The 12115-nt window shown below is 63.8% G+C and carries 24 protein-coding genes; 11 read left to right on the top strand and 13 right to left on the bottom strand.

Going from position 1 to position 12115, the window contains the following annotated elements:
• Both EN781_RS11480 and EN781_RS11485 read left to right on the top strand, forming a co-directional pair.
• On the top strand, positions 1 to 753 hold a 753-nt coding region (locus tag EN781_RS11480), incomplete at its 5' end, for a hypothetical protein (protein ID WP_189347487.1).
• A gap of 248 nt (positions 754 to 1001) precedes the next feature.
• Positions 1002 to 1409: a hypothetical protein gene (locus tag EN781_RS11485; protein WP_126055395.1), complete on the top strand. Its 408-nt coding sequence runs from the start codon at positions 1002 to 1004 to the stop codon at positions 1407 to 1409.
• An 84-nt stretch (positions 1410 to 1493) separates the two neighbouring features.
• On the opposite strand, the gene EN781_RS11490 is transcribed toward EN781_RS11485, so the two are convergent.
• The 4 genes from EN781_RS11490 to EN781_RS11505 form a co-directional block, all read right to left on the bottom strand.
• Complete coding sequence (locus EN781_RS11490) at positions 1494 to 1817, bottom strand: hypothetical protein (RefSeq protein WP_245492585.1); 324 nt, start codon at positions 1815 to 1817, stop codon at positions 1494 to 1496.
• 233 nt (positions 1818 to 2050) lie between these two features.
• Positions 2051 to 2347 carry a GYD domain-containing protein gene (locus tag EN781_RS11495; RefSeq protein WP_126055393.1) on the bottom strand — a complete coding sequence of 99 codons (297 nt, stop codon included), beginning with the start codon at positions 2345 to 2347 and terminating at the stop codon, positions 2051 to 2053.
• Between the two features lie 238 nt (positions 2348 to 2585).
• On the bottom strand, positions 2586 to 3587 hold the full coding sequence (locus EN781_RS11500; protein ID WP_126055392.1) for a diguanylate cyclase: 1002 nt from the start codon (positions 3585 to 3587) through the stop codon (positions 2586 to 2588).
• Positions 3588 to 3760: 173 nt separating this feature from the next.
• Entirely contained in the window at positions 3761 to 4408 is a 648-nt protein-coding gene (locus EN781_RS11505) for a DUF1236 domain-containing protein (protein ID WP_127399999.1), read from the bottom strand.
• A 201-nt stretch (positions 4409 to 4609) separates the two neighbouring features.
• Here EN781_RS11505 and EN781_RS11510 point away from each other — a divergent pair, with 201 nt between their 5' ends.
• Both EN781_RS11510 and EN781_RS11515 read left to right on the top strand, forming a co-directional pair.
• Positions 4610 to 4909, top strand: coding sequence for a DUF1236 domain-containing protein (locus EN781_RS11510; RefSeq protein WP_126055390.1), 300 nt, complete (start codon positions 4610 to 4612; stop codon positions 4907 to 4909).
• Between the two features lie 198 nt (positions 4910 to 5107).
• Positions 5108 to 5329, top strand: coding sequence for a hypothetical protein (locus EN781_RS11515; RefSeq protein WP_126055389.1), 222 nt, complete (start codon positions 5108 to 5110; stop codon positions 5327 to 5329).
• 90 nt (positions 5330 to 5419) lie between these two features.
• On the opposite strand, the gene EN781_RS11520 is transcribed toward EN781_RS11515, so the two are convergent.
• The gene (locus EN781_RS11520) at positions 5420 to 5743 is read right to left on the bottom strand and encodes a hypothetical protein (RefSeq protein ID WP_126055388.1); all 324 of its coding nucleotides are present in this window, start codon (positions 5741 to 5743) and stop codon (positions 5420 to 5422) included.
• Between the two features lie 158 nt (positions 5744 to 5901).
• Between EN781_RS11520 and EN781_RS11525 the strand changes: the two genes are divergently transcribed.
• Positions 5902 to 6216, top strand: a complete 315-nt coding sequence (locus tag EN781_RS11525) for a hypothetical protein (protein ID WP_126055387.1) — start codon at positions 5902 to 5904, stop codon at positions 6214 to 6216.
• A 13-nt stretch (positions 6217 to 6229) separates the two neighbouring features.
• On the opposite strand, the gene EN781_RS11530 is transcribed toward EN781_RS11525, so the two are convergent.
• Complete coding sequence (locus EN781_RS11530; RefSeq protein ID WP_245492586.1) at positions 6230 to 6559, bottom strand: DUF982 domain-containing protein; 330 nt, start codon at positions 6557 to 6559, stop codon at positions 6230 to 6232.
• Positions 6560 to 6764: 205 nt separating this feature from the next.
• Here EN781_RS11530 and EN781_RS11535 point away from each other — a divergent pair, with 205 nt between their 5' ends.
• The 6 genes from EN781_RS11535 to EN781_RS11560 all read left to right on the top strand — a co-directional run bounded on the left by EN781_RS11535 (position 6765) and on the right by EN781_RS11560 (position 9148).
• Entirely contained in the window at positions 6765 to 7064 is a 300-nt protein-coding gene (locus EN781_RS11535; RefSeq protein WP_126055386.1) for a DUF1236 domain-containing protein, read from the top strand.
• Between the two features lie 89 nt (positions 7065 to 7153).
• Positions 7154 to 7363 carry a hypothetical protein gene (locus EN781_RS11540; RefSeq protein WP_126055385.1) on the top strand — a complete coding sequence of 70 codons (210 nt, stop codon included), beginning with the start codon at positions 7154 to 7156 and terminating at the stop codon, positions 7361 to 7363.
• A gap of 97 nt (positions 7364 to 7460) precedes the next feature.
• The gene (locus EN781_RS11545; RefSeq protein WP_126055384.1) at positions 7461 to 7715 is read left to right on the top strand and encodes a DUF2934 domain-containing protein; all 255 of its coding nucleotides are present in this window, start codon (positions 7461 to 7463) and stop codon (positions 7713 to 7715) included.
• Between the two features lie 456 nt (positions 7716 to 8171).
• Entirely contained in the window at positions 8172 to 8372 is a 201-nt protein-coding gene (locus EN781_RS11550; RefSeq protein ID WP_126055383.1) for a CsbD family protein, read from the top strand.
• A gap of 408 nt (positions 8373 to 8780) precedes the next feature.
• Positions 8781 to 8966, top strand: coding sequence for a DUF3606 domain-containing protein (locus EN781_RS11555; RefSeq protein WP_126055382.1), 186 nt, complete (start codon positions 8781 to 8783; stop codon positions 8964 to 8966).
• Complete coding sequence (locus EN781_RS11560; RefSeq protein ID WP_126055381.1) at positions 8963 to 9148, top strand: hypothetical protein; 186 nt, start codon at positions 8963 to 8965, stop codon at positions 9146 to 9148. Before EN781_RS11555 ends, EN781_RS11560 begins: the two co-directional genes overlap by 4 nt.
• A gap of 104 nt (positions 9149 to 9252) precedes the next feature.
• Here EN781_RS11560 and EN781_RS11565 read toward each other — a convergent pair whose 3' ends face one another.
• The 7 genes from EN781_RS11565 to EN781_RS11595 form a co-directional block, all read right to left on the bottom strand.
• Positions 9253 to 9498 carry a hypothetical protein gene (locus EN781_RS11565; RefSeq protein ID WP_127400000.1) on the bottom strand — a complete coding sequence of 82 codons (246 nt, stop codon included), beginning with the start codon at positions 9496 to 9498 and terminating at the stop codon, positions 9253 to 9255.
• A 39-nt stretch (positions 9499 to 9537) separates the two neighbouring features.
• On the bottom strand, positions 9538 to 9837 hold the full coding sequence (locus EN781_RS11570) for a DUF1236 domain-containing protein (RefSeq protein WP_126055379.1): 300 nt from the start codon (positions 9835 to 9837) through the stop codon (positions 9538 to 9540).
• Complete coding sequence (locus tag EN781_RS11575; protein WP_126055378.1) at positions 9837 to 10175, bottom strand: KTSC domain-containing protein; 339 nt, start codon at positions 10173 to 10175, stop codon at positions 9837 to 9839. The genes EN781_RS11570 and EN781_RS11575 overlap by 1 nt, the downstream gene beginning before the upstream one ends.
• 353 nt (positions 10176 to 10528) lie before the next feature.
• Positions 10529 to 10729 (bottom strand): hypothetical protein, encoded by a 201-nt coding sequence (locus EN781_RS11580; RefSeq protein ID WP_126055377.1) that lies wholly within the window; start codon positions 10727 to 10729, stop codon positions 10529 to 10531.
• A 173-nt stretch (positions 10730 to 10902) separates the two neighbouring features.
• Positions 10903 to 11121: a hypothetical protein gene (locus EN781_RS11585; protein WP_126055376.1), complete on the bottom strand. Its 219-nt coding sequence runs from the start codon at positions 11119 to 11121 to the stop codon at positions 10903 to 10905.
• Positions 11122 to 11189: 68 nt separating this feature from the next.
• Positions 11190 to 11399: a hypothetical protein gene (locus EN781_RS11590; RefSeq protein ID WP_126055375.1), complete on the bottom strand. Its 210-nt coding sequence runs from the start codon at positions 11397 to 11399 to the stop codon at positions 11190 to 11192.
• A 347-nt stretch (positions 11400 to 11746) separates the two neighbouring features.
• Positions 11747 to 11956 (bottom strand): hypothetical protein, encoded by a 210-nt coding sequence (locus tag EN781_RS11595; RefSeq protein WP_126055374.1) that lies wholly within the window; start codon positions 11954 to 11956, stop codon positions 11747 to 11749.
• Positions 11957 to 12115 lie beyond the last annotated feature (159 nt).

Consider the following 12115-nt stretch of genomic DNA (forward strand, 5'->3'; position numbering starts at 1 on the left):
GGCCATGGCAACAGTGGCGGCAGCCACGGCAATAGTGGCGGCGGCAATTCCGGCAAGAGCGGCACGCACGGCAATTCCGGCACGCACGGCAAGAGCACGCATGGCAAGTCGGCATCGGCCAAGTCAGGCAAGAAGACGCAGGCCGCCGTCGATGACGTCGAGGTCGCCGCCACGCCCAAGGAGAAGAACCTCCACGCCAAGCTCGGCCGGCTGAACTCGCTGCAGCGCAACATCAACGCCTACATGAACTCCAAGAGCAAGAACTTCGCCGCAGTGCAGGCCTATGTGATGGCATCCGCGAATGCCCAGAACGCCCAGGCCGCGGTCGAAGCCGCCAATCAGGCGGTCATCGACGCCCAGGCCGCACTCGCCGACCTCAACGAGCAGCTCGCCGAGGCGAATGCGCTGACGCCGGCAACGCCCGAGGAGGAGGCGGCCAAGGCCGCGCAGATCGCCGATCTGGAAGGGCAGATCGCCGATCAGGAGACTGCCATCTCTGAGGCCGAAGCGGCAGCCGCCGCGGCCCAGACCGCGGCCGACGAAGCCGCTGCCGAAGTCCCATCGCTCGACGCGGCGCTTGCCGAGATGGCCAACAAGCCGGTCGACGACGAGGTCACAGAGTGGGCCACGGGCGTGCTCGACGACAAGATCGACCAGGTAGCTGCCAAGCTGGCGGAGCAGGACGCCGCCGCGGCGACGACCGATGACACGACCTCCGATCCGGCCGAAGAGGAAACGGAAACGACGGAATGAGTAAGTAGGGAAGAGTGAGTAGGGAGTAGCAATAGCAAATGGGGGTGCTGCATACCGCGGCACCGACCATTCACTGCTGGCTACTCACTACTCGCTCGTCCTTATTCGCTACTCCCTGTTCGCTATTCGCTTCCATTCATCGCAACGGGGAAAACCACCGCTAAGCCCATGTTCGGCATGGCAAATCTTTCTCTCCCAATGTAGTCTCCAGCGTATAGGGGATCAAAAGGCATTGGGAGGACAACAACATGCCACGGGTTTCGGAACTCTTCTTCAAGACCGCCATCGTGTTTCTCATGCTGGGCGTCGTTGCCGGCCTGGAAATGGCCATCTCGGGCGACCATGGCGCGTTTCCCGCGCACGCCCACATCAACCTTCTCGGCTGGGTTACGTCGGCGCTGTTCGGCGGCTATTACGCGCTCAATCCGGCCAAGGCGGCCCGCCGCATCGCCATGATCCACTACGGCCTCTACACGCTCGGCCTGGTGATCATGATGCCCGCGCTCTACCTGTTGCTGCACGGCAATCCGGCACTGGAGCCGGTGGTGGCCGGCGGCTCGCTGATCGTCGCCGCCGCGATTCTGATTTTCGCCGTGGTGGTGTTCTCATCCGAACCGGTGCCGGCCGCCTCAGGCCTGCAGTCGGCGCCTCGCTGAGGAACTGACGCCAACGGCGGAGTTGCCAATCTCCCTCACAAGGGGGATTGGCTGTCGCCTCGGCTCGCGCCAATCGCCGGGCGCCTAGAGCAGCCGCGACAGCAGGCTGAAGAGGATGCCATCGCGCTTGAAGGGGCCAGGCATCTTGGCCGGAAGCGAACTGTCGCTGGTCTTGGCGACTGAAGAGCCGCGGCCGTAGATGATCGCCAGCACGGCGACGAAATAGCCCACCTGCAGCAGCAAAGCGGCGACGAAGGCCCAGCCCAGCGATTGCCAAAGCGATCCCGTCTCCGCGTAGGTCCATCCAAGGACCACGAGAAGCGTGACCGACATTCCCACAAGGAACTGCGGAAAATACATTTGCCCGATCGAACGCTCCGGACTGCAACGCCCGGAATGCCCGCCCATGTCTCTACCCTATTAGAGCGTTGCACCTTTCACGCATGGTCGCAAGTTGGCACCAGTGCCGCGCTCTCATCTGCCTTTCGGCTTGTGATCTGCGACCTACGTCTTAGGACTTAGGGCCTTGCGGTGTTGCATGCAAGAGTTGTCTTGACCTCTTCCACCGGCGGTTGACGCGAGCCGGCAGCTCCGGGGCTCGGGCATGCCCGGCGTGACGCCTCGCGCCGGGCTGCTTGCCGTCAGACGGCCATCTTGCCGAGGATCTTCGCCATGTCGGCGGCGTCGAAGGCCTTCAGCGTCTGGGTGCGCACATTGCCGAGCGATGCCACGGAGAGGCTGAGGGCGGTGGCGGCTATGTCGTCATTGGCTTCGACGGTCGCCACCACGTCGTGCTGGCCGAGCGTCCACAGTAGCGAGTTCACCTTCACTCCGCTGTCGGCGGCCATCGCCTTGAATGCCTCCGCCCGTTTCACCGTATCCTTGATGGATTTGGCGCCCTGCTCGGTGAAGTTCACGAGTATGACGTAATGCGACATGATTTCCTCCCATTGCGGTCGGGGGGCGTGCGGAAGCGTCTCCGCCGCGGCCGTTGTTTCTCCCGACGAGATCGTGCCTGCGAGGCGGCACGCGAGACGGAGCGCCGGCCGAGGCAGCTCTATGGAGACTCCGCCGACGCTCCCACGCGAAGATTGGGTGTTGTCCCCGCGCACAGCCATATTAGCATTTGCGAATGTTTGGGGAAGCCTGTTTTGCCGTCGAAACGCGCCCCGCTTTTCAAGCCTCGAAGAAGTGGAATTTCCCGCGTCCGCCGGACTTGCTGCGGTAGAGCGCCATATCGGCCTTCTGCAGCAGCTCGTCGGAGCTCACGCCATCGCCAGGCCCTAGCGCGATGCCGACGCTGAGCCCGAGGACGTGCGGCTTGCCGGCCACCGTGAAGGGTTCCCGGAAGCGATCGATGATGCGCGAGGCAAGCGCTGCCGCGTCGCCCTTTGCGGCAATGCCTGTCTGGACGATGGCGAATTCGTCGCCGCCGAGCCGCGCCACCGTGTCGTGGTCGCGCACCGCGCCGCGCAACCGGGTGGCCGCGTCGATCAGCAGCCTGTCGCCGGCCTTGTGGCCGAAGCCGTCATTGACCGGCTTGAACTTGTCGAGGTCGAGATAATGCACGGCCATCAGCGCGCCGCGCCTGGCAAGCGCCACCGCGCTCTGCAGCCGATCGGAAAACAGCATGCGGTTGGGCAGGTCGGTCAGCGCGTCGTGATGCGCCATGTGGGCGATCGTCGCCTGGTCGCGGCGCTGCTCTGTGACGTCGAAATAAGTGGTGACGAAGCCGCCGCCCTCGATCGGCATGCCGCGCACCTCGACGACGGTTCCGTTAGGGCGGGTCCGTTCATAGACATGCGCCTCGCGCTGCCTGACCAGCGCCAGCCGGCGCGCGACGTGCAGTTCGACTTCGCCCGGCCCGTACTCGCCACGCTCGGCGTTGAAGCGAAACAGCATCTCCATCGACGGATAGCCATTGGCGAAGAGCTCGTCCGGATAGTCGAGCAGGGTCCGCTGCCGCTGGTTGCAGATGACCATGTTGAGATCCTGGTCGAACAGCGAGACGCCGCCGGGGAAATTCTCGATCACCGCCTCGAGCAGCCGGATCCGCTCCCGCGAATGCTCGATCAGCTGCGCCATCCGGCCGATCGCCTCGGCGAGGCCCGCCGTGCCCCGGCTTGCCGGCACGTCTGCTTTCAACGCGCCAGCCGCGCCACGTGATACCATCGCCATCGGCCGCTGACCCCCTCAGCAATCCCCGGAATATGCGGCCACGCTAATATGAAAGGATTGCCGTCGGATTAACGTCGCGCCGGCCGCGGCCTTTTTCCGGTTTGTTTTGGATCGCGAACGAGAGAGGCCCGCCATGCCATGCGGCGCGGCGGGCCTGGTGACGCTCGTGAACGTCAGGTCAGGATGATGACGATCTTCAGCGTGTCCGGATCGACGATGACGATCCTGCCATCGGCCAGCACGAAATATTCATAGGTTTCGTAGGCCGGAACGATCTTGACGATGCGCGGCGGCAGGCGGTGCAGTCGCACCTTGTGCCGCGGCACCTCGACGCCGACGGAGATGTCGAAATCGACGCTCGCGACCGGCGAGATTTTCGTCTCGCGGATCACATTGGTGATCTCGGTCTTCTGCTCGACGGTCACATTGGTGATCGATGCGGTCGAGCCCTGGTCGGTCTGGGTCGAGGTCGTGCCCTGGGCGTTCTGCTCAGTCGTCGTGCCACTTGTGCCCTGGGCCTTCTGCTCGGTCGTTGTGCCGGCCTTGCCCTGCGCCTGCTCGTCGGTCTTCACCTTCGGCTTGCCCTGGGCCTGCTCCTCGGTGGTGGCGCCAGCCTTGCCCTGCGCCTGCTCGTCGGTCTTCACCTTCGGCTTGCCCTGGGCCTGCTCACCCGCCTTGCCGCCCTTCTGGCAGTCGGCAGCGCCGGCCGCGCAGCTGGCGTCACCGCCAGGCTGGACCTCGGCCGGCGCCTGTGCCTGGGCCATCGCGGCGCCGCAGCCGACACCGAGCGCGAGCATGCTGGTGATCAGAATATGTCTCATGGAAACTCTCCTCGAAGTGTTGTCCCTTCGTTCGGTTAACCTCGACTCGCAGCCTTTGTTCCGAAGCAAATCGCCTCGGTTCAAAGTCGAAAAATTGCCGGAACAAGCCCTATGCGGTGACGTTAACGACCGAGGTGGCCCGGCTGCGAACGGCATCATTCGCGTGGCGGAAGAGGTCGCCGGTCAAGACAGGAGAAGATCATGAGACTGCATTTTAAGACGGCCGCCGCGGGCTTGCTGCTGCTCGCCGGCATGGGTGCCGCGTCCGCCCAGGACGTCATCATCGAGCCCCAGCAGGAGACCATCATCCGCGAGTATGTGCACAAGCAGCCTTTGGCCTCGGTGACGCTTCCCGGCGTTGAACTCAATGTCGGCACGGCACTTCCCGACACGGTCGAACTGCGCGAAGTTCCCAACGTGAAGTACCGTTACGTTGTCGTCGACAACCAGACCGTGCTTGTCGATCCGGGCACCCGCAAGGTCGTGAAGATCATCCAGTGACCGCAAAGACAGCCGGTACTTGCCGGGGCGGAGGGCGAGCCGCCCCGGTATTATTTCGTGACCATCCCAGGCAGGAACCTTCCATCGCGCCACGCGTTGCCGCGTCTGACTTCGTGCTGCCTCATTAATGGGCAGACTGGCGGCGGCGAATCGGGCGGGCGGCAAAAAGGACCGGGCGGGGTAGGGAGCATATTCACCATGTCGAAACGCGAAATCGGAACGTCCCCGGCATTGGGGATGCGTGTCGCCGACCTCAGGGCCAGGATGCGGATCGCCAGCATCACCGAACATGAGATGAAGACCTTCCAGAAGGTCGTGGCCATCATGGGGGGCGCCGATGGCTCCCTACGCATCGACGCCGACGACCTGATCGCGGCCTCCTTCGTCGCCGAGACGGTGGGCGACAGCGCGCCGAACTGAGTGCCGCCGGCCGCGCGGCGTCAAGCCATCATTCCAGCATATCCGCACCCCGCCCGCGCGGGTGGAGGCGCGCGTCTGTCAGGCGCGGCCTCATACCTCGTCGAAAGGTCCACCGCGTCTTGCCGGATCGCGCGCGATGGCCGCTTCCTCGGCATCGTCTGGCAACGCCTCGTCGCTCTCCTGGTAGGGATTGTCATCGTCCTCTTCCGGCAGGGCGCCCTCCTTCTCGATGCCGGTGGTTCCCGGCACTTCCTCTTGCGGTAGGCCGCCGTCCGGCAGGATCCTGGCGCCCTTGATCGCGTCCCAATCCTGCTGGCTGGGCGAGGGCACCTCTACCTCGTCGTTTGGCACCTGGGCCTTGTCGTCGGCCGTTGACGGCTCGACCTCGTCGCTCGGTTTCTTGCGCGGTCCCATGACTGCCTCCTGTGGCTCGCCATTGAAACTCTCCAGGATTTGAACTCGCGGCCCTGGCCGCCGGTTCCCGCGAAGCCGCGCCGGAGGGGGCGCCGGCAGCGCGCCACGGAACCAATCGGCGCCGGCGTTCTTTCCCGGACAAGGAAAGGAGCCAGACCATGAGACCTTTCGCCTTTGCGCCATGCGCGCTTCTGGTCATGGCGCTGGCCGGTCCGGCGGCCGCGCAGGACGACAACGACCAGACGCAGGTGCCCGCCGGCCCCTGCCAGGCCGAGCCGCAAATACCGGGCACTACCGACCAGAAGCCGGCCGCCGACACCGGCGGTGGCCTGACCGGCAAGCTCAAGCCTTGCGGCGGCGTGCTGCAGCCGCCGCCGAGCGGCGACCAGGGCATGGCCCAGCCGGCGCCCGAGCAAGGCAACACGCCGATAATCAGGCCCGGCGAGTTGCCGCCGCAGCAGCCGAAGCAATAGGGTGGAGCCCTTGTCAGCGCGGGTGACGCTCGCGGCCGGCGCGCGCCGCGCGCATCGTCCTGACCTTGGCCCGGCGCAGCGTCGTCACCGGGTCGATGCCCGTCCAGCCGATGCCGGCAGCCTTGGCGAAAGCCATGAAGGCGCGCCGTGTCTGCGCCGGGGTCGCATCTCCGGCTCGTGCCGCCTCGCAGGCGCTGAGCGCCTTGGCGTGGAGCGTGTCGCCCGCGGCCAGCGGCCATTCCTTGAGGAAGTTCTGCATCTGCGCCAACGAAGCGATGTCGCGCCTGAAGCCGGCACCAACGGCGATGGCGATCGGCGGGGCGAATGGCATGTCTTCAATCATTGGCGCCTCCGCTTGGATTGACTATTCGCCTTCAATGCGGGGCAGGGCGGCAGGGTTCCGGCGTGGATCAATTCGTGCCCGCTGGCGGAACAACAGCCTTGCGGCAGCGTTTTGCTTCGGAGAGCCCGCCATTTCGAACTCTTCAATGCTTCCGCATGCCGCGGAGGCGGGGCGACGCTCACAAACAAACCAACAGGAGGCAGAGATGAAAATTACCCTCATTCCTGCTGTCGCTGGTCTGGCCATGATTGCCGGCATCGGCGCGGCGGTCGCGGACCAGATAATCGTGACGCCCGAGCAGCGCACCGTCGTCCGCGAATACGTCCACAAGCACCCGCTTGCTTCGATCAACCTTCTCGGCCTCGAGCTCAATGTTGGCTCGACTCTGCCGGACACGGTCGAATTGCGCGAGGTGCCCGACGTCCAATATCGTTACGTGGTCGTCGACGGCCGCACCGTGCTGGTCGATCCCAGCACGCGCAGGGTCGTCGAGGTCCTCAATTGACGGCCGGATCGCCGGCTGACGCATGACGACACCGCCGCCTCCGCGGAGGCGGCGGGCGAAGGGTTCAGGGGTGGGAAAGGACGACTTCCATGTTACCGCATGTCGAGACCCCCAACTCCGCCAATGTGGCGGCGTGTTGCGACAAGCTGTTGGCCGAGCGGGGCGCCGGCTTGATCTCGATGAAGGATGCGATCGACGAATTGCGCCGGCGCACCGGCACCGAGCGATCGGATGCCGATCTCGCCGGCCTGATCACCAAGAAGGCGGCGCTGCTGGGCGTGGCGGTGTTGGCGCAATAAACCCGCCGCAAGTCCCGGTTGCCCACTCGCCACCCAAGACGTCCGCCGAAATTTCGGCTAATGTTTTCCCGGAATTTGGACAACCACGGAGGCGACAGTGACGGACGACAGGCAGGAACGCATCCGCCAGCGGGCACACGCGATCTGGGAACAGGCAGGCAGGCCCGAAGGCTCGGATATTCAGCATTGGGACCAAGCCACGGCCGAGATCGATGGCGAGGCCGCCAAGCCGAAAGCGAAGGCCGCGCCGAAGAAGGGTGCCGCCAAGCCAGCTAAAGCCGCCGCCGCCAAGACGGCAAAGCCTGCCGCCGCCAAGCCGAAGGCCGCTAAGTCGAAGGCCGGCAAGGGCTGAACAACCACGCTGCGCCGCTATCGGCGGCGCCTGTGAGCCTGACAATTCCGTCCTACCCCGTGGCGTTTCCGCATCGCAGGGGCGATGGCCAGTGCGCGCCGTCGCGCGTCGACAGAATCAACTCCCGGGGCACAGGTCCTGGTTCGCGACGTCGGCGGGAACATCCCGCTTCAGAAGCTTCCAAAAGAAGCGTCTTCAGCTCCTGCTCGCTGAGCCTGTATCCTCGGCCGCGTCGAGGAGATCGACGACGACATCGACCCCCTTCATGTGAAGATGAGGCATCGCCGGTCCTCCCGGTTGCAATTCTGCGCTGCGCCAGCCGGTAGACTATCGGAACGCGGGACGGCCTCCATCACATTGATGGTGCCGCTGCGCTGCCTGTCATGACCCGGCGTTTGCGCATCGGGAACATTGTCGCGCCCGCGCCATTTCCTTTGGAGAGCAAAGGAGACAGTCATGAACTGGGATCAGATCAAGGGAAAATGGATGCAGGTCAGAGGCAAGGCCCAGGAGCAATGGGGCGACCTCACCGATGATGACCTCGACCGCATCGAAGGCAATCGCGATCAGCTTCTCGGGCGCATCCAGGAGCGCTACGGCATTGCCAGGGAAGAAGCCCAGCGGCAGATCGACGAATGGTCGAGACGACTCCACTGAACGCGACCTCGAGGGCGGTCAACCCGCCGGCTCCGGCCGGCGGGTTTTTATGCGCCGCGAAGGTTGCTTGCGCGATTGGAAAGCTTTTGCCGACCGCAGGGTAAATTTAGCTAATGCTAATAAAATGGGCTATAATGCGTAGCCAAGCCAACGGCTAACCCCCCTCGAAAAAAACGCCGTTGGTCAGGCTCAGCGGCCCCGCCCCCCGAGTCCGCTGGGCCGCCCTTTTCGATGGGCGGTATGACACCTCCTCTCGCTGAGTCCATCTGCATCTTCGCTCGTGAAGGCGGTCTGCCGCCGGCGCAGCAAAAGCCGGCGTCTTCCGGGCCCTTGCATGGAACCGGGGTCCGGCTCGCGGCTTATATTAGTCAGAGTGAAACTAGCGACATTCGACAGGGAGAAATCCAGATGGCCGACGATAAGAGCAACCGCGGCCTTCGTGACCGGGATCGCGTCTCAGCCGACGACGACTACGAAGTAAGGTATTTTGCCAAGCAGCATCGCATCACGCAGGACGAGGTCCGCGAGTTGATAAGCGAGCACGGCAATGACCGGAAAACCTTGGCGCGGCAAGCCAGGAAGCTGCGCGGATGACGAAGCTTTCTGATCTCGGGCCGCCGTTGACCGGCACCCGGCGCGGAAGCCCGCCGGACGAATATCCGGTATGCCATTTCTATCTCTGTCCCAGATGTGGCCAGCCTGTCGACATGCGCGACCTCCGCCAGGTGATCTGGCACCAGAAAGCGGAGCATGAGCGGCTGGAAGCAGACGCATGAAAACCAGGCTGCGCTATCGTCGGCCGGAATCCGATTGTCCGCCTGGCCGGCGGAGACCGACAGGTCCGGTCAGCCGGCGCAAATCGTCCGCGCCAAAGGACAATTCAGTCCTCGATCTCATCCCGGATGATGACGAAGCGGTGGCCGAGATTGTCCGGCGAACGGAACGCCTGGCTATCGCCATTACAATCGGAATGGGTGTTTGCCTGATCCTTGGACCGATCGTTTTCGTGACGCTTTTCTAAGGGGACTAAGTCGGACACTCTGGTTCGTTTGCGGATCGTTGGATATTTGCCGCCGGCGAGAGTGAAGGTGGGCCCGGCCTCCTCGACGTGTTGAAAACCCGCCACTCCTTGTCGGCTGGCGGATCTTCAATCGGAACGTCGATCTTATTCGATAATCTTGATCACCGTGCGCGTGTCGGGATCGACGACGACTGTCCGGTTGTCGATCACGGTGTAGCGGTATTTCACATCGGGCACTTCATAAAGCTCGACCGTATCGGGCAGGGCCGTGCCGACGTTGAGCTCCACGCCGGGAAGCTTGACCGAAGCCAGGGGCTGCTTCTTCACATATTCCCGGATGACCGTTTCCTGTTCCGGCGCAATAACCACGGTGTCGGCGGCGGCCGCACCGATACCGGCGAGCAGCAACAGCCCTGCGGCGGCTGCGGAAAAGTGCATTCTCATCATTTCCTCCTACGGATTGAAGTCGGGCGCGAGACGACATTGTTTTCGCGCTGGAAGCTCAACTGCCGTGAGAGGCGAACGTTCCCTGAAGAAGGATCTGCGGCCGGAATTGGCGGCATGGCCGCCGGCGCGCCAGCGGCGGCCACCAAGCGATAGCGGAAACGGTTGCGGATGTAGCTGTTGAAATATCGGCCCTTTGCGAAGGCGGCCCGGAAACCGGCAAAAGTCTCCGGCGGCACGTCCTCGAACTCGTAGCATTTGCCGCTGCCCACGAACCACACGCGCAGGATCCGCCTCTGGGTATCGTAGTCCGTCTTTCGGATCGAGGTCGACGGCATGGCATCCTGGCCAAAGGCTGCGAAAAGACCCGCCGGCGCTGCCGGCGGGAGAAGGTCTGGAGTAGCCAGAGTGTCTGGCGAATGAGAAACGATTGCGAAGTCGTTTTGTTGCGAACGACGCACCGCCCCGCCGCCGCCGCGCCTTAGACCGGAACCTTTAGCTGGCGCTTATGTTGTCCCTCCAGCACCCATCTCGGGTGAAGGAGAATGTCATGAACAACATCATCTGGCTGGTTGGAGCCATCGTCATAGTCATCGCGATACTGAGTTTTCTCGGCTTGAGATAACGGCCGTCGCAGCGGCGCTTTGCGTGGCGAGACAGGTCTTCGCCACGCCCCTATGCGGCGAGCGCGTTAGTGCCGCGATCGCCTGTCGGCGTATTGCGCCACCGCGCACAGGAAGGCCAATGCCGCGGCGTCGCACGCTTTCCGGGACGGGCCCTTGGCGAACAGGACGGCATCCGCGGCCGGCACCGTCAACCCGTGTTTTTTGGCAAAAGTAATGACTTCATAAGGCTGCTCGTCGGGTAGAATCTTCTCGTATTCGTAATCCATAGATTACGTCCTCCCTGTTCGCGACGTGCCCTCCTTCGCCTGCCGCCAATCTAACGCCCGGCAGGGCATGCGAGTCCACCAATTGGCAATTGCGTGAAACGTTCCATTTCGCGCGCTGCGGCTCGGCGGTTGTAGGAATGAAGGCCTATGCGGAGCCGGGCATCGCGACAGCTTCAGCCGAGGCGCCTGATGCGGCCCCTGTCGAGACGGAAGACGCCGTTGTTGCCACCCTGCCTTTCGAAGTCCGTCAGCAACTCGTCCCACAGCCCGAGGAACTCGCCGCAATCGTCGCAGACGATGCGCGTGTCCGGCTGCGCGTCGGCCGGAATCCTCAGCTTGATCGTCAGGCAATAGGGGCATTCCAGGAGGTGGTCGAGATATCGCGGGGTCATGGCTGTCCTTGCGAGCGGGTAGGGCCGAGCATGGCCAGTCGGCGCAGTTCCGTGAAGTGAGCGAGCGTTCAAGCGGGCTGCCTAAGCCCCTGCAAGAGGGCCTCTTCCTCAAAAATACCTTGCGCAAACAACTCCATGGCGCGGATGGCCAATTGCTCCGCCGCGGGCGAGCCTGCCGGGAGATCCCTCTCGAGGCATATCTGGTCGTAGGCCCTTTTCAACAGGCAGAGGTCATCCGGATAGGCGATGCCGCTGGTGGATTTCTTGTGCTCGATCAACGCTCCCTCCTCCATTGGGGCGGAAGCGCGATGCTCGCTCTCAGCCGGCGATGCCCTTGCCAGTTATCGCCGTTGACGGGATGTTACGCGCATCGTGAGGGGCGGTCCAGAAATTTCACCCAGCGCCGGGCGGCGCTTGGCCGGCAAACGAGCGCCGTCGATAGCCTCGACGTCGCCAGATCTAGCGATCGAGCAAATGGAACATTAGCCGCTTCGAATGGTTGAGGTCTGGCGCCTGACGTCGCTGCTTGGCGTCCCGCGCAGGCTGGTGGGCAAACATCGGCCGGCCCGCGCCATCGGTCCCTCCGTGGCGCGGGCTTTTTGCGGACGGCGCCCGACAACGGATGCTATTTTCCTTCCCGGCGTTTCTCGATCTCGTAGGAAAGCCAGCGGCAGAACATGCCGACAATGGATGCCGCGGCGCCGCCAAGCAGGCAGGCGACCAGCAGCGGGCTTTCCGAAGCGCTCTTCCAACTCACCACCGCAAGCAGGATCACGCTTGCCGTGGAGACCAGGTAGCCTGCGCCTTTCAGAAGATGGAGCGATGCCTTGGTCATTGCAGGAAACTCTGGCCAGCTTGCCCGGTTGGGCGACAGCTAACATACGCTGTTGAGGAGGTTCCGTTCCCTTCGCCGGCTCAACTAACAAGCTCGTCACTCCACGCGAGTGCGCGGGCCAGGGTTCCAGGAACAGGAAGGCTAGCGGGGGCCCGCAAG

The sequence above is a fragment of the Mesorhizobium sp. M4A.F.Ca.ET.090.04.2.1 genome, assembly GCF_003999085.1.
Classification (GTDB): domain Bacteria; phylum Pseudomonadota; class Alphaproteobacteria; order Rhizobiales; family Rhizobiaceae; genus Mesorhizobium.